Source organism: Candidatus Rokuibacteriota bacterium, from assembly GCA_016188005.1.
Lineage (GTDB): Bacteria > Methylomirabilota > Methylomirabilia > Rokubacteriales > CSP1-6 > UBA12499.
On record JACPIQ010000104.1, the window covers coordinates 84,881 to 100,209 of the forward strand.

The following is a 15,329-nucleotide window of genomic DNA, read 5'->3' on the forward strand; positions in this document are numbered from 1 at the left end:
GGCGCTCACGCAGTGACGAAGTGAGAGTCCACAAGGAGGGACAGACGATGAGACGACTACTGATCGCGCTTGCCGCCTTCGCTGCCGTCGCGCTGTGGGGCGGGATCGCGATGGCCGGCGAGTACCATTCTGGCCAGACCCTCTACTGCTACGACTGCCACACCATGCACTTCAGTCAGGCCCACAAGTTCGGCAGCGGGGACGCTCCCAGCAGCACTCCGGCCCCCGGCGGCGACTGGCTGGGCACGACGGGCCCCAACCACTTCCTCCTCAAGGCGCCGGCCAACGAGCTGTGCATGGCCTGCCACGACGGCCAGAGCTTCGCGCCGGACGTGGTGGCAGCCAACGCCAATGCCTCGCCCACGCAGGGGCGCCAGGCGGGCGCTGTGAACAGCGGCGCAGCCTCGGGGGACTATGCGGCGTGGAAGGGCCACACGCTCGGCGCGACGTCGGCACCGCCCGGATATAACCCGAGCGCCATCGGGGCCGCGGACTGGTACAACGCCGCCGGCGGCCTCGAGTGCATCAGCTGCCACGCCCAGCACGGGCCGGCCACCTCCTACAGGAACCTCGGCCCCTACGCCCTCGGGGGTGTGGCGAGCAGCGCGCGGCCGACCTACACGATCAACACCGCCAATGACACCACCAAGGACGTGTGGGTCAATCTCGCGTCCTACGCGGCGGGCTCCGGCGCCGCGGCGACGTTCAACCCCTACTACGACAGGGCCACCGTCAACTTCAACCGGAACGACGCCACCGTGGGCAGCCTGAAGACCAGCAACAAGCTGGGCACCTTCTGCGCCGCCTGCCACGCCAACTTCCACGGGGGGCCGGGCGACGCGAATATCGGCGCCAGCGACGCGGCGCTGGACGGGTTCATCCGCCACCCGACCTCGCAGGTCACCATCGGGGCCGCCGGGGCGCAGGGCTACGGCGGGCACTCGAGCTTCAACCGGTACCGGGACGCGACGACGAAGGTGAAGACCTTCAGCAACAACAGCGACTGGACGAATGCGTCGCCGGGCTGCATCACCTGCCACAAGGCCCACGGGAACAACAACCCGTTCGGCCTGATCTTCCTGAACCGCGCGGCAGCCTCGGTGGACGAGGAAGGCGGTCTCGGCGCCGGGCAGACCGCGAGCCTCCCGACGGGCATGCGGAATCTCTGCGGCCAGTGCCACGGCCAGGGGAACTAGCCCGGCAGCCGCGTAGCAGATAGACGCTGAGCGGGGCGGGGGCCCTCGGGCCTCCGCCCCGCCCGGAGGCGTGAGGGGGCGATGGGAAAGCGCGGATGTGCCCTGGTCCTGAGCGCGGCCCTCGGATTGCTCGCCGCGACGGCCGCCGTGGCCGGCGAGTACCACTACGGCGCGACGCTGGTGTGCGCCGACTGCCACACCATGCACTACAGCCAGCAGCATGCCTACGACAGCGGCGACCCCGCCACGCCCGCGCTTCCGTCGGGGGGGCCGCGCGAGTACCTGCTCCGCAACCGCGACAGTCTCCTCTGTCTCAGCTGCCACGACGGGCAGACCTTCGCCCCTGACGTGCTGGGCGCAAACACGGGCACCCATGTGCGCCAGGCGGGCGCGCTGCCCACGGGTGCGCCGCCCCACGAGGCGTGGAAGGGGCACAGCATCGGCGTGACGGCCGTGCCTCCCGGCGGCGCCATGAGCCTCAAGCTGCAGTGCGTGAACTGTCACGAGCCCCATGGCTCCGCCTACTACCGGAACCTCGTCGGCAGCGCCGCCCAGGTCACCTACGCGAAGGGGACCAACGACACGACGAAGGCGGTGTTCCTGCGCTCGTGGACGCTCGGGGCCATCGCCACCAACTACTCCGTCGACAACGTGGACTACAACGAGCCCAACCCGCAGCAGTCCGCCATGGGGCGCCTCTGCAAGGGCTGCCACACGGACTTCCACGGCGTCCAGGGCGACTGGAACATGGGCGGCGCCGGCGGCACCGAGTGGCTGCGCCATCCCACGGGCGACGTCAACATCGGCGCCGCGGGTGGCGGGCACTCGAGCCTGGACCGGTTCAGGAACGGCCTCTACCGCGTCAAGGTGCTGAGCCCGTCGGGGGACTGGGGCAGTCAGGGCGCGCCGTGGCCGGCCGCGCCGGCCACCCTCACGCCGACCTGCATCAGCTGCCACAAGGCGCACGGCAACCAGAACCCCTTCGGCCTCATCTATCTCTCCCGGTCCGCGACCTCAGTGAACGAGGAGGGCGGCTACGCGGCGGGACAGAGCGCCGACACGGCCACGGGGATGCGCAACCTCTGTGGCCAGTGCCACACCCAGGGGAACTAGCGCAGGGTCCTGCGGCGATGCGCTAGAATCGGTGCTCGTGAGAGCCCCCTCGCTCCTCGCCGCCGTCATCGCGGCCGCCCTCGTCTCTCCCGTCCCGCTCCTGCATGCCGGCGACTTCCACCATCTCGGCTCCCTCGTCTGCTCCGACTGCCACGTCATTCACTACAGCGAGACCCACTTGCAGAGCGGCGCGCCCGGCCCCGACCCTCTCCTGGCCCCCGGCGGCCCCTTCCCCTATCTGCTCAAGTCCGGTCAGGGGCAGCTGTGCCTCGCCTGCCACGACGGGAGGGCGGACATCGCGGACGTGCGCGGCGCCCACACGGGCACTTACGACAGAGCGGCGGGGCAGCTCAACGTCCTGGGGGACGGGGCGGCGGTGGAAGGGACGGGGCATACCATCGGCTCCACGGCGACCCCGCCCGGCGGGACATCAGCACCCTCGGGGCTTCAGTGCCGGCACTGCCACGCCACGCACGGCAACGCCTACTATCGGAACCTCGTGCCCAACCCGGGCGGCGCGACGGGGAAGTACGTCACCTACGTCAGCGGCGGGAGCTACAGCGGGACGGCGGCCGTGCAGCAGCTCGCCACGGCGCCCATGGCCAGCCACTACGCGACCAGCAATATCCTGTACCGACGGAGCGTGGTGGGAACCACGGATCTCGGGCTGTCCGAATGGTGCGGCGGCTGCCACCGCGACTTCCACGGGGCGGGAGGTGCCGCCAACATGGGAGGTTCCGCCAGCGGGGACGCGGGCGCCGCGCCGTGGCTCAGGCATCCGACCCGGGATGTGACCATGGCAGAGGCGGCGGCCAACGGGCGCGTGAATGCGACCCACTGGTTCTCCACGCTGGCCTCTCGGGTCCCCGTCGTGTCGCCCGGCGGGAGCATTCCGGGCGCCGCGGGGACCAGCGACAACGAGGTGTTCTGCGGCTCGTGCCACAAGGCGCATGGGTCCACCAACCGCAAGGGGCTGATCTTCGACGACGAGACGACGGCCGCGCCCGGGGACGGGAGCCAGCAGAGGGACACATGCCAGCAGTGCCACTACCAGTGATGGGTCGGGGGGTGAGAGGGGCGTGGGGGATCCTCGCCGTGCTCCTCCTCGCGGCCTGCAACGTCGCCGGCCCGCCCCTGCCCGCCGGACCACGCCCCGGCGAGGGGCGCGTGTCGCTCTACCTCAACGGGCCGGCCGCCGCCCCCCTGGAGATCACCTTCGAGCTGACCTCGATCGGCGCCCTGATCGACGACGGGCTCCCCGCTCCCCTTCGCGCCGCCCCGCGCCGGATCGCCTCGCTGGAGGTGGTCGAGCGCCAGATCCTGCTCGCCGAGGCTTTCCTCCCCCAGGGCCGCTACCGGAAGCTCGCGCTGGGTATCACGAAGGCGAGGGTGCGTCAGGAGGGCAGGTGGGTGGACCTCTCCACGCCGCCCGAGGGGGTCCGGATCGACACCGACTTCGAGATCCGGCGCGGCGAGGCCACCGCCCTCTTCATGACCTGGGACGTGGGGCGCAGCATCGAGCGGGAAGCCTTCTTCCGCCCTGCCTTCGCGCTGGAGGGCAGGGGGCAGGAGCTGCGGCGCGTTCTCGCCTACGTGAGCAACGAGGGCTCCGACACCGTCTCGGTGATCGACCGCTCGCTGGACCGCGTCGTCGCCGTGCTGGCCGTGGGGCGGGCCCCCCGCGGGCTCGCCGTCACCCGCGACACCTCCCGGGCCTTCGTCGTCAACTCGGGCGAGAGCACGCTGGGGGTCATCGACGTCAACAGCAACCGCGTGATCCACACGACGAACCTGGAGGTGGGGGCCGGCGCCTCCGATGCGGTGATCACCCCGGACGGGCGGACGCTCTACGTGACGAACACGGCGCTCAACAGCGTGTCCGCCATCGACGCCCAGAGCTTCCAGACCGTCAGGGCCGTGCCCGTCGGGCTCAGGCCTGCGGGGCTGGCCCTGATCCCGCCGCGCGCCGGGCTCCTGGTGGCCAATGGCGGATCCAACACGGTCTCGCTGATCGACACGTCGCGCAACGCCGTGGCGGCGACCATCCCCGTGGACTTCCAGCCGTCCAACCTGGCGGTGGACGCGACAGGCGGCCAGGCATTCGTGCCTCACCTGGGCTCTCCGCGCCTCTCCGTCGTGTCGCTGAGCGCCTTGCGTTCCGTGAGGACGGTCACGGTGGGTGTGGCGGCTGCCGTGCTCCCCGAGGGCGAAGTCGGGGGGACCCGGCTCCTGATCGCCAGGCCGCGCGAGGCGCGCGTGTCCCTCTTCGACGTCGGGCTCAACGCCGAGGTGGACTCCATCGCCGTGGGCGAGGAGCCCCGCTATCTCGCCCTGGAGCCCGACCGGGAGAAGCTCTACGTGGTGAACCGGGGCTCGGACACGGTCACGGTCATCGATCGCTTCTCGCGCCGGGTGCGCGCCACGATCCAGGTGGGCAAGCGCCCGTACGCGATCGTCCTCGTCCCGTGAGCCCCCGCATCGCGCCCCTTCTCGCCGTCTCCGTGCTGGGGGGCGCGCTTCTCGCCACGCCCGGCTCGATGCACGGCCGCGGCGGCGTGTACAACCAGACGCGGCACGCCGATCCCGTCACCGGCGTCTTGCGGATCTCGGACTGGGCCCGGGGGGACTGCGGCCAGTGTCATGCCCCCCACGACGGCAGCGCGCCGACCGCCTTCGCCCTCTTCGCCCCGAACACGAACGGGCTCTGCTACACCTCGGGCTGCCACTCCGGGAACTCGGCGAATGCCATCTACCAGGGCCCGGGGAGCTACGACGCCTCCACGCACGCGACCCGGAGCGGCATGGTGTGGCCTGGAGCGGATGCCACCCTGGATGCCGCGGCGCCGCGCGCGCGCCCCGCGGGCGACTGGGGCAAGTGCGTGAACTGCCACGACGTGCACGGCTACAACATGGACGGCGCGGGGCTGATCCCGAGCCTCGCGGTGTCCCGCGAGGAGAGGCTCTGCCTCGTCTGCCACGACGGCTCGCCGGCTGCCAGGAACATCAAGGCCGAGGTGAACAAGGCCGCCAGGCACCCCGTCGCCTCCTCCGGCAGACACAGCGCCGCCGAAGCCGGGACGCCTGGCGCGTACGGGGCCGGGCCCCCGGACCGCCGCCACGCCGAGTGCGTGGACTGCCACAACCCCCACTACGCGCGGGCTGGTTCCCCGACCCCGGCCACGACGTCCTATCCGATCATGGGGGTGGGGCGCATCTCCGTGCTGAACGGCCCCGCCGGGAGCACGCCTGCCTTCACGTATGTCCCGGCCTCCAGCGTCACGCCGCCGGTGGCCGAGTACCAGCTCTGCTTCAAGTGCCACTCATCGTGGACCAGCCTGCCGGTCGGGGCCCGGGACACGGCCGTGGAGTTCAACACGAACAACGAGTCGTTCCACCCGGTCGAGGGAGCGGGCAGGAACACGACGGCCGCCATGACGGCAAGCCTCAGCGGCGGCACCGGCACCCCGCGCCTCACCACCTCGAGCACGATCTGGTGCAGCGACTGTCACAACAGCGACGCCATCCCCACCACCGTCAGCACGCTGTCGGGCTATTCCGGGGCGGTTCCCAAGGGGCCCCATGGATCGAATGTCGGCTCGGCCGATGTGAACCTGAGCCGGAAGATCCTCCGGGCGAACTACCGCGTGACCCTGCTGCCGAGCAACGCCGCCTACAGCGCGAGCAACTTCACGCTGTGCTTCATCTGCCACGCCTCGGCTCCCTTCGCGGACGCCAGCAAGCGCAGCCGGCCGGACACGAATTTCCGCCTCCACGGCTATCACATGACGGACATCGCGGGGGAGTCCGGTGGCGTCGCGGGCAGCCTCGACACGCCGGGCAACGGGAGGGCGGGTCAGGGCAATGCCGTCTGCAAGGAGTGCCACTACACGCTGCACGGCACCAGGCTCACCTATCACGAGGCCAACCGGAGCTACAGCCGGCTGGTGAGCTTCTCGCCGAGCATCTCGGGTCCCGGGGGAACCGGGGCGCCCTCCTGGACCGGCAAGAGCTGCAGCCTCAGATGCCACGGCAAGGCCCACTCTCCCAAGACGTACTGAGTGCTCACGGACCGGGAGCGGGGCGGACTACGATGCTGGCCAGGCAGGACGAGGAGGATGAGCGGCAGCGGGACGGGGAGAGGACATGCGCTGCGGCGGGTCTTCGGAGCCGCGGTCGCACTCCTGTCCCTGTCGTGGGTTCCGGCCCATGGCCAGGAGCTCCACGGGCTCTTCACCGGCTCCACCAGCGCCACGACGAGCGAGTCCTCGCAGGGGACTCGCGCCGAATTTCAGAACACCCGGGAGGCCGTGGACCTGAACTGGAACAAGCCCATCTCCCCGACGCTCGGGTACCGGCTCAGCTTGCGCTCCGAACGCGTCGATAGCACGAGCAGCCTCAGCGGCGCCGGCCAGCAGACCACGACCGACTCCTCGTCGCTGCTGGTCCAGCCCGTGCTCGACGTCACCCTGGCCTCGCCCGGCTACACCCTCAGCGCCGGATTGCGGCTGCGCGAGCTGTTCACCGAGGAGGACAAGGCCGAGGAGGTGACGCTCAGCGAACGCACCGCCTTCGCCCGCTTCAGTTACAGCCCGGAGCAGCTCCCGTCGGTGGCCCTCATGCTGGAGCAGTCCACCTCGGCGGACGACCGGAGCCCGCAGACCCGGGACGAGACCGATACCCGGTACCAGCTCTCGAGCCAGTACACGCTGGGGGGCCTCGCCAACCTCGCCTACAACTTCAGCCGGCAGGTCCACGAGGACCACCTGGAGGCGCGCACCCAGACCCAGGACACCCACACCGGCTCCGCGGGGTTCGCCCAGAAGTTCCTCGGCGACACGCTGTCCGTCCAGGCCGATCTCTCTCTGAACTACAGCAAGACGCTCGAGGAGTTCTTCGTGCCGGGCACGGCAGAGATTGGCCGGACGCTGGCCAGCGGGCTTCGGGCCGGCCCGGATGCCTCGCCCGCCAACTCCGCGGATGTGCCGCTGGTGACGGAGCCGGCGCTGCTGAGCGGTGCGGCGAACGTCCCGCTGACGCTGCTCTCGGCCATCGGCTTCGGGCTTGTGGCGCCCGAGACCGTGTCGGAGATCGAGATCTCGCTGGCGGCCGAGCCTCCCTTCGTCCTCCCCGCCACCCTGACGTCGTCCGTGACGATTCGCGTCTTCTCCACCGACGACCCGACCCTCGTCACCTGGACGGAGGCTGCGGGGGTGGCGGGGAGCTTCGATCCGCTGCAGAACCGCCTCACGCTCACCTTCGCCAGCACCACGGCGCGCTTCTTCAAGGCCTATGTGAGCCGGAACGACTTCGGCGCGCTGCTCAAGGCCACCGGCATCGCCGCGCCCAGGACGACCACCGTCGTCGCCGGAACCACGCTGTCCCGGAGCACGAGCGGCGGCACGGTCAGCGCGGGACTCTCGTACACGCCGATCCAGATGCTGACGGCCGCGTACAACGTCAGCCTGACGCAGAACACGCAGGACCCCGAGGCGATCGAGTCGACGAGTGGGTCGCACTCGTTCAGCCTGACGGCACGGCCTCATCGCCTCGTGAACACGGCGGCGACGTACCAGTACAGCTGGAGCGGCACCAGCCAGGCGGGGGCCCAGGACACGACGCAGACCTCCTACACGCTGAGCGCCGGCTGGACGCCCCTGCAGACGCTGAGCACCACGCTCACCCTGGCCCGGAACGAGAGCGAGGTGGCAGGGGTGCTCGAGAGCCGCAGCGACACGGCCAGCCTCGGCGCTGCCGCCAAGGTCTTCCCCGGGCTGAACCTGGACTCCTCGTTCGCGCTCTCCAGGGCCCAGAGCTTCACCTCCGAGCAGGAGATCGTCGGCCAGGACGCCCTGTTCCGGGCGACAGCCCAGATCACACCCTGGATCAGCACGGTGGGGAATTACGGCATCCAGATCAGGGAGACCACCCCGGCGCCCGCCGGATCGGACGCCGTCGCGGTGACCCACAGCGTGGGCGGTGGCACCGTGTACACCCTGTCGCGGCTCGTCAACTTCACGACCCGCTTCGACTACGTGGCGAGCCCGGACGGGTCGAGCCTCTCCCAGCAGTACAAGGTCGACTGGGTGCCGACCTCGAAGACCTCGTTCTTCGTCAGCTATGGCACCACGCAGCAGCACATGGGGGAGATCCAGGGCGGCTCGGATACGATCACGCTCAACGGGCGGTGGAGCATCAACCGGGCCGTGGATCTTAGTGCAGACTACTCATTCTCCCGGACCACCAGCGGGACCACCTCGCAGGAGGTACAATCCATGAGTGCATCCGCGAGCCTGCGCTTCTGATGGGGCCGAGGTGACACGCCCCGTCGCCTGGGCCGCGCTGCTCGCTCTCCTCGTCCTGGCGGGCTGCGCCCGGCCGCAGTTCTTCATTCATCAGACCTACGATTTCAGCATCGTGAAGAAGGTCGCGGTCCTGCCGCTGGAGAACCTCACCGCCGACCAGCTGGCCGGCGAGCGCGTGCGGAAGGCGGTCATCGCAGAGCTGCTCGCGGCCGGGGTCGTGGACGTGGTCGAGCCGGGGCAGGTCAACCGTGCGCTGAACCAGCTCAACATCCAGGCCGTGACGGCGGTCTCCGCGGACGACTTCAAGAAGCTGGGGGCGAGCCTCGGCGTCCAGGCCATCTTTCTGGGCTCGCTGGACGTCTATGACCGGATCAGCCTGGGAGGCGGCTCGTTTCCCGAGGTCACGATCAGCCTGCGGGCCGTGGATCCGGCCACCGGGACCATCGTGTGGTCGGCGACCCACAGCGGGGGAGGCGTGGGCATCGTGGGCCGCCTGTTCGGCTTCGGCGGCGACACCATGAGCGAGGCGACACAGAAGACCATCCGCGCCGCCCTGGCGACCCTGTTCAGGTGATGCGGCCGGCGCGCGGACGGTGCATGCGGTGGCCGGGCGCGTTCGCGCTCGTCACGCTGGCCGCGCTGGGGGGAGGGGCTGCGGCCAGCGCCCAGGAGCCGGCGGTGCTGGCGCTGCTGCCCTTCGAGAACGTGAGCGGGCATGTGGCCGGCGCGCGGGTGATCATGCCGATCCTGGAGCGGGCGCTGGCCGACAGCGGGTACCGGGCGCTGGGCCCGGGGCAGCTGGAGCCCTTCCTCGCGCGCCAGCGGATCAGGAACACCGGCCAGCTCAGCCGGACCCATCTGGCCGCCCTCCGCCGCGAGCTCGGGGTGGCCCGGGCGCTGGTCGGGTCGGTGGCGATCTTCAACGACTCGGCCGAGAACCCCCAGTGGGGGCTCTCCGCGCGGATCCTGGCGACGGACTCGGGGGCCATCCTCTGGGCGGCCAGTGCGGGGCTCACCGGGGACGACTTCACCATCGCGCTCGGGCTCGGCACCATCACCTCGGCGGAGCGGCTGGCGGCCGAGACGGTGAAGGCGCTCCTGCGCGACCTCCCGGGCGCGGGTGAGCCCCTGCGGCTGCCGCCGGGCCGGGCGCCGCTGCTGCCTCGGCTGTTCGGCGTCAAGGCCGCTTTCCGCAGCCCGGTGCTGGACTCCGATCCTCCGAAGCGTGTCGCTGTGCTGCCCTTCGAGAACGTCTCCGACCGGAAGGGAGCCGCGCGGATCGTCGCCGACGTCCTCACCACCGTCCTCGCCCGGCGCGGGCGCTTCGAAGTCGTGGAGCCGGGCACGGTGAGCGAGGCGCTCGTCGCCGTCGGTGCCGCGCCCTACGGGACCATCGACCTCGACACGCTGGGCGCCCTGCGCCAGCGGCTCGAGGTGGACGCCATCATCCTGGGGACGGTCTTCAGCTACAGCGAGGGACTCAAGAAGGCGGCGACGACCTCACCGGAGGTCGCGCTCGACGCCCGGATGCTGGACGCGCACAGCGGCCGCATCCTCTGGGTCGCGGAGCGGGCGCGGGCCGGCGAGGATTCCCGCATCGCGCTTCACTTCGGCACGATCCGAGCCATGGTGCCGCTGGTCTTCCGGGTCGTCAGCGAGATGCTCGGGACGCTGTGATGCGCCACGCCCTTTTCGCGACGCTGGTGGTGACCCTCGCTGCCTGCGCGCGGCCGTCTCCCTCCGACCTGATCCTCGCCAGGGTCAACGGCGAGGCGATCACTGCCGCACAGCTGGACGAGGGTTTCACCGCGAACCACCAGGGCCATGGCGTGTTGCTGGCGGGACGCGGCGCGGTGCGCGACTTCCTCGAGCAGGTCATCGACAGGCGGCTCCTCGTCCAGGAGGCGCGGCGCATCGGCGGAGAGGAGCAGCCGGACATCCAGAAGTGGCGGGCTGCGCTGCGGGCCAAGCGCGCCGGGGAGGGACTGTTCAGGGCCGAGGTGACGAACAAGGTCGTCGTCCGGGAGGAGCAGGTGGCGGCGGTGTACTCGCAGCTCGGGGAGCGGTTCAGCGCCCGGCACATCCTCGTGAGCAGCCGCGAGGGAGCCGAGCAGGCCTTCGCGCGCATCAAGGCGGGCGAGGAATTCGGCGAGGTCGCCCGCCAGCTGTCCCGGGCCGCGACGGCGAACCGCGGCGGCGATCTCGGGATCGTGCAATGGGGGCGGCTGGACCCGACGCTGGAGAAGGCCCTGTGGGCGCTCGGGCCGGGGGACACGAGCGAGCCGTTCGAGTCCGAGGAAGGGTGGAACCTCCTGCACGTGACGGACCGGACATCGGAGGAGCTTCCGAAGCTGGGGGAGGCGCGTTCCCGGATCCGGGCCACCCTCGTCCAGCGGTTGACCAGGGCGGGGGCCGGGGCGCTCTTCCGCCGGCTCATGACGCAGTCGGGAGCCGTGATCGACGAGGCGCCCCTGGTCGCCGCGCTCGTCGCGGCCCCGGGGGCAGGCTCGGCCCCGACGGCGGTCGTCGTGGATGCCGCGGGTGAGCGGATCACCGTCGACCGGGCCCTCAAGCTCGTGAACGTCGAGGCCGCGAGGAAGCTGCCGCCGGACCGGATGCGCCGGCAGGCGCGAGGGGTGCTCGAGGCGGAGGTGTTCAGGATCCTCCTCGAGAAGGAAGGCTTGGCGCGCGGCTATGGGGACACGCCGGCGGTGCTGCGCGAGCTGGACGAGGGCACGGACGAGGCGATCTTCGAGCATCTGCTCGGCAGCGTGGTGCTGGCCAGGGTGCAGGTAGGCGACGCCGAGATCGAGGCGTATTACCGGAGCCACGCCAAGGAGTACACCGAGCCCGAGGCGATCCAGATCTCCGCCCTGCTGGTGGAGGGCGAGGACGAGGCGCAGGAGGTCCTGCGGGAGCTCCGCGGGGGAGCGGAGCTCGGGGCGCTGGCCCGGAGACGGTCCAAGGACCCGTCCACGGCGGCCTCGGGCGGGGAGATCCCGGGCTGGCTGACGCGGGGCAAGCTCGACCCCGCCGTCGAGGCGGTGGCCTTCTCGCTGAGGAGAGAGGGAACGCTGGGAGTCGCCAAGGTGTCGGCGGGGTATTTCGTGGTGCGGCTGGAGCGGCGCCGACCCGAGCGAGTCAAGCCGCTGGACGAGGTGAGGGAGGCGGCCAGGACAGCGGCTCTCCGCCAGCGTTCCCGCGAGGCGGTGAAGGGCTGGGTCACCAAGCTGCGCCAGGCCTCGACCATCGATGTGGATGACGCCGCCATCGATCGCGCCATCGCCTCCTACGAGGCGTCTGCCGCGGAGAGGGCCCGGAAGGCCGAGGAGATGGAACGGGCGCACGGCGGCCGGGCGGCGCCGAAGCGATGAGGCCGTGCCTCTGGGGGCTGCTGGCACTGGCGGCGCTCGCGCTCGCCTCCTGCGCGCCGCCGGCGGGCGAGGGCCGCTTCGGTCGGCCCGCCGAGGGAGAGCGCCCCGCCCGCTTCGCGCCGAAGGCCTGCGTGGAGTGCCACGCCAAGCAGACGGCCGCCTACGGCGCCGAGAAGGTCGTGCATCGCCCCGTCAAGGAGGGAAAGTGCGAGAGCTGCCACCAGCGCCACGGGCTGGTGGGGGCCGCCATCATGGTCAAGGAGGGCCCTGAGCTCTGCTACGGCTGCCACGCACGAGAGAAGCAGGCGTTCGAGCGCGGCAGGCTTCACGGCGCGATCAAGGGCGCAGCGAAGGACTCCACGCAGAAGCGGACGGGATGCGTCTCCTGCCACGATCCCCACGCCTCCAGGGAGACAGGGCTGCTCCGGACCGCCGGCAGCGAGCTCTGCTTCACCTGTCACCAGCGGGCCCCGTTCGTGAAGAAGGTCGGTCACGCGCCGGTGACGCAAGGCTGCCGCACCTGCCACGACCCGCACGCCTCGCCCGAACCCAAAGGGCTCGTGAAGGCGGCCGGGGCGCTCTGTCAGGACTGCCACAGCCTCGACACCCCGAAGGCGCAGGCCGCGCACGGCGGCTATCCCATGAAGGGGACCGTGTGCACCAGCTGTCATGCCCCCCACTCCTCGGTGCACCCGAAGCTGATCCGGGACGCGGCGCACGTCGTGATGGGCGACGGTGGCTGCTCCAACTGTCACGTGGACAGCAAGTCCGCGGCCCCCTTCAAGACCACGGGCGAGCCGCCAGCGCTCTGTCTCTCCTGCCACGGGGACGCCGAGAAGGCGCTCACGATGAAGGTCGGGCACGCGCCGTTCAAGAACGGCCAGTGCACGGTCTGCCACAGTCCCCACGCGACGGACTTCAAGGCGGTCCTGCTGTCGCCCGAGAGAGCGCTGTGCGTGACCTGCCACGACAAGGTGGGCGAGGCGCTCGCGGCCAGGGCGGTGCACAAGCCTGCCGGCGAGAAGTGCACCTCCTGCCACAACGCGCACGCCGCCCCCCAGAAGGGGCTGCTGGCCAGGAGCCCGGGCGAGGTCTGCCTCGGCTGCCACGTCAAGCAGGCAGCCGATCTGAAGCGGAAGTCGTCCCATCTCCCGTTCGCGACCGGCGACTGCACCTCGTGCCACAACCCGCACGGCTCCCGGGAGCCCAGGCTCCTGACGGCATCGGCGACCACCCTCTGCTACACCTGTCATGCCGACAAGGAGAAGGAGTTCGACAAGCTCACGGTGCACCGCCCGGTGGCCGCCGGGGAATGCATCCGCTGCCACAGCCCGCACGCCGGTGACCAGAAGCCGATGCTGGTCGCTCTCGAGGGGGAGCTCTGCGTGAGCTGCCACGGCGCCCTGCTCGCGAAGGCGAAGGGGGGCAAGAGCCACTTGCCCTTCGAGGCCCGCCAGTGCAGTGCCTGTCACGTGCCCCACGCCAGCGACACGAAGAGCCTGGTCGCCGGGAAGGGGACCGAGGTGTGCACAGCCTGTCACGACGATCTCCTCGGGAAGGCGACGCCCGTCCTGAGCACGCACCTCCCGGTGAAGCAGGACTGCACGGCCTGCCACGAGCCCCACGCGAGCGTCAACGAGGCCCAGCTGAAACGGCCGCCGAAGGAACTGTGCCTGACGTGTCACACGAAGCTCGGCGACCGGATCAAGAAGGCCAAGGCCACGGTGCATCCCCCGGCGGCGAAGGGGGAGTGCGCCCAGTGTCATGCGGGCCACGAGTCGCGCCAGCCGAATCTGCTCAAGGCCAGCCCGCCCGCCGTCTGCACGACCTGTCACGCGGTGGCGGTGGCGAAGATCGTGAAGGCGCACGGGGGGGTGCCCATCACGAACGCCTCGTGCACCGGCTGCCATGATCCACACGTGTCGGACGGCGCCGGGCTCTTCCATCCCGTCGGCCACAAGCCATTCCTCGGAAAGGTGTGCTCGGCGTGCCACAAGTGAGCCTGCGCTGGTCGCGTCTGCTGCTGTTCGGCCTCGCCATCGGCACGCTGACGTTGCTGGGGCGTTCGGTGCCCGTGCCGGCCCAGGTGGAGCTCAAGGCCAAGGGGGCGGATCTCTGCCTGCCCTGCCACGCCGAGCTCAGGCAGAAGTTCAGCGGCCCCTACGTCCACACGCCGCTCAAGACGGGGAACTGCGAGGGCTGCCACAATCCCCACGCCGCCAGGTTCCCGAAGCTCCTGGCGAAGCAGGGCGGCGAGCTCTGCTTCGCCTGCCACGCCAAGGCCAGGGCGGCCTTCGCCAAGAAGGTGGTGCACCGGCCGGTGCGGGACGGGCAGTGCACCGCCTGCCACGACCCGCACGCGGGGCGCGAGAAGTTCCAGCTCACCCGGGCCGGCGGCGCGCTCTGTCTCACCTGCCACGCGCGACTGGTGGAAAAGCCGAAGGCCGTCTCCCATGCGCCGTTCAAGGACGGGGAGTGCATGCTGTGTCACGACCCGCACGCCTCCGATGAGCGCGCGCTGCTCACGGCGCGCTCCGGGGACCTCTGTCAGTCCTGCCACGACCTCAAGGCGCCCCGCGTGAGCAGAGCGCACGGGCCCTTCTCCGTGGAGAAGGCCGCGTGCGAGCAGTGCCACAGCCCACACGCCTCTGACGGGAAGGCGCTGGCGAAGCCCGTGAGCCACAGGCCCTTCGCCCAGGGCCGCTGCGGTTCCTGCCATCAGGTGGGGTCTCCCGACCCGCGGCAGACGGTCCTGATCGGAAAAGACCTCTGCCTCACGTGTCACCCGGCGATGGCGCAGGAGATGAAGAAGAAGACGGTGCACGCGCCCGTGAGGGCGGGCCAGTGCACGGCCTGCCATCAGCCCCACGGCTCGGAGGTGAAGGGCCTCCTCGTGTCCAGCGAGCGGGAGGCCTGTCTCACGTGCCACCAGAAGGTCCAGGAGCGCATCAAGGCGTCACGGTCGGTGCATCCCGAGAAGGCCGGTGAGGGGCGATGCACGATCTGCCACGCTCCGCATGGCTCGGAGCAGCCGAAGCTGGCTTCGGGCGAGCCGCTCAAGGTCTGCGCCTCCTGCCACGCCTCGCACGCGGGATTGTCGCACCCGATGGGCGCGGGCATCGTGGACCCGCGGACGAAGACGACGCTCACGTGCCTGTCGTGCCACGACGTGCACGGCACGGCGCTGCCGAACCTGCTGACCTTCGCCAAGGAGCGGGCGCTCTGCATCCAGTGCCACAAGGCCCTCCGCTGACCGCCATCTAAGGCCGGCCCTGGGGCGCACGCGCCCCACGGTGGCCGGGATGCCTCGCCGAGGCCTGCACTTTCCTCCCCCGGAGCCCTAT

11 protein-coding genes are annotated in these 15,329 nt (G+C 70.8%); all 11 read left to right on the forward strand.

Features of this window, described 5'->3' with window-relative positions; all coding sequences use genetic code 11:
* Positions 1-47 precede the first annotated feature (47 nt).
* The 11 genes from HYV93_20685 to HYV93_20735 all read left to right on the forward strand — a co-directional run bounded on the left by HYV93_20685 (position 48) and on the right by HYV93_20735 (position 15,238).
* Positions 48-1,196, forward strand: coding sequence for a hypothetical protein (locus HYV93_20685; GenBank protein ID MBI2528385.1), 1,149 nt, complete (start codon positions 48-50; stop codon positions 1,194-1,196).
* An 81-nt stretch (positions 1,197-1,277) separates the two neighbouring features.
* Positions 1,278-2,309 carry a hypothetical protein gene (locus tag HYV93_20690; protein MBI2528386.1) on the forward strand — a complete coding sequence of 344 codons (1,032 nt, stop codon included), beginning with the start codon at positions 1,278-1,280 and terminating at the stop codon, positions 2,307-2,309.
* 37 nt (positions 2,310-2,346) lie between these two features.
* Entirely contained in the window at positions 2,347-3,366 is a 1,020-nt protein-coding gene (locus HYV93_20695) for a hypothetical protein (GenBank protein MBI2528387.1), read from the forward strand.
* 11 nt (positions 3,367-3,377) lie between these two features.
* Complete coding sequence (locus HYV93_20700) at positions 3,378-4,778, forward strand: beta-propeller fold lactonase family protein (GenBank protein MBI2528388.1); 1,401 nt, start codon at positions 3,378-3,380, stop codon at positions 4,776-4,778.
* Entirely contained in the window at positions 4,775-6,367 is a 1,593-nt protein-coding gene (locus HYV93_20705; protein ID MBI2528389.1) for a cytochrome c3 family protein, read from the forward strand. The genes HYV93_20700 and HYV93_20705 overlap by 4 nt, the downstream gene beginning before the upstream one ends.
* A 57-nt stretch (positions 6,368-6,424) precedes the next feature.
* A complete protein-coding gene (locus HYV93_20710) occupies positions 6,425-8,611 on the forward strand; it encodes a hypothetical protein (protein ID MBI2528390.1) in 2,187 nt (728 codons plus the stop codon).
* Between the two features lie 10 nt (positions 8,612-8,621).
* Positions 8,622-9,185: a hypothetical protein gene (locus HYV93_20715; GenBank protein MBI2528391.1), complete on the forward strand. Its 564-nt coding sequence runs from the start codon at positions 8,622-8,624 to the stop codon at positions 9,183-9,185.
* A 23-nt stretch (positions 9,186-9,208) separates the two neighbouring features.
* Complete coding sequence (locus HYV93_20720) at positions 9,209-10,288, forward strand: DUF799 family lipoprotein (GenBank protein MBI2528392.1); 1,080 nt, start codon at positions 9,209-9,211, stop codon at positions 10,286-10,288.
* Positions 10,288-11,985 carry a peptidylprolyl isomerase gene (locus HYV93_20725; protein ID MBI2528393.1) on the forward strand — a complete coding sequence of 566 codons (1,698 nt, stop codon included), beginning with the start codon at positions 10,288-10,290 and terminating at the stop codon, positions 11,983-11,985. The genes HYV93_20720 and HYV93_20725 overlap by 1 nt, the downstream gene beginning before the upstream one ends.
* On the forward strand, positions 11,982-13,985 hold the full coding sequence (locus HYV93_20730) for a cytochrome c3 family protein (protein ID MBI2528394.1): 2,004 nt from the start codon (positions 11,982-11,984) through the stop codon (positions 13,983-13,985). Before HYV93_20725 ends, HYV93_20730 begins: the two co-directional genes overlap by 4 nt.
* On the forward strand, positions 13,973-15,238 hold the full coding sequence (locus HYV93_20735; protein MBI2528395.1) for a cytochrome c3 family protein: 1,266 nt from the start codon (positions 13,973-13,975) through the stop codon (positions 15,236-15,238). The genes HYV93_20730 and HYV93_20735 overlap by 13 nt, the downstream gene beginning before the upstream one ends.
* The last annotated feature ends 91 nt before the right edge of the window (positions 15,239-15,329 follow it).

What these genes read in the sequence shown, in the direction of transcription:
- HYV93_20685 (MBI2528385.1), top strand. Translation starts at nt 48, where the DNA reads ATGAGACGACTACTGATCGCGCTTGCCGCCTTCGCTGCCGTCGCGCTG.
- HYV93_20690 (MBI2528386.1), top strand. Translation starts at nt 1,278, where the DNA reads ATGGGAAAGCGCGGATGTGCCCTGGTCCTGAGCGCGGCCCTCGGATTG.
- HYV93_20710 (MBI2528390.1), top strand. Translation starts at nt 6,425, where the DNA reads ATGAGCGGCAGCGGGACGGGGAGAGGACATGCGCTGCGGCGGGTCTTC.
- HYV93_20720 (MBI2528392.1), top strand. Translation starts at nt 9,209, where the DNA reads ATGCGGTGGCCGGGCGCGTTCGCGCTCGTCACGCTGGCCGCGCTGGGG.
- HYV93_20725 (MBI2528393.1), top strand. Translation starts at nt 10,288, where the DNA reads ATGCGCCACGCCCTTTTCGCGACGCTGGTGGTGACCCTCGCTGCCTGC.
- HYV93_20730 (MBI2528394.1), top strand. Translation starts at nt 11,982, where the DNA reads ATGAGGCCGTGCCTCTGGGGGCTGCTGGCACTGGCGGCGCTCGCGCTC.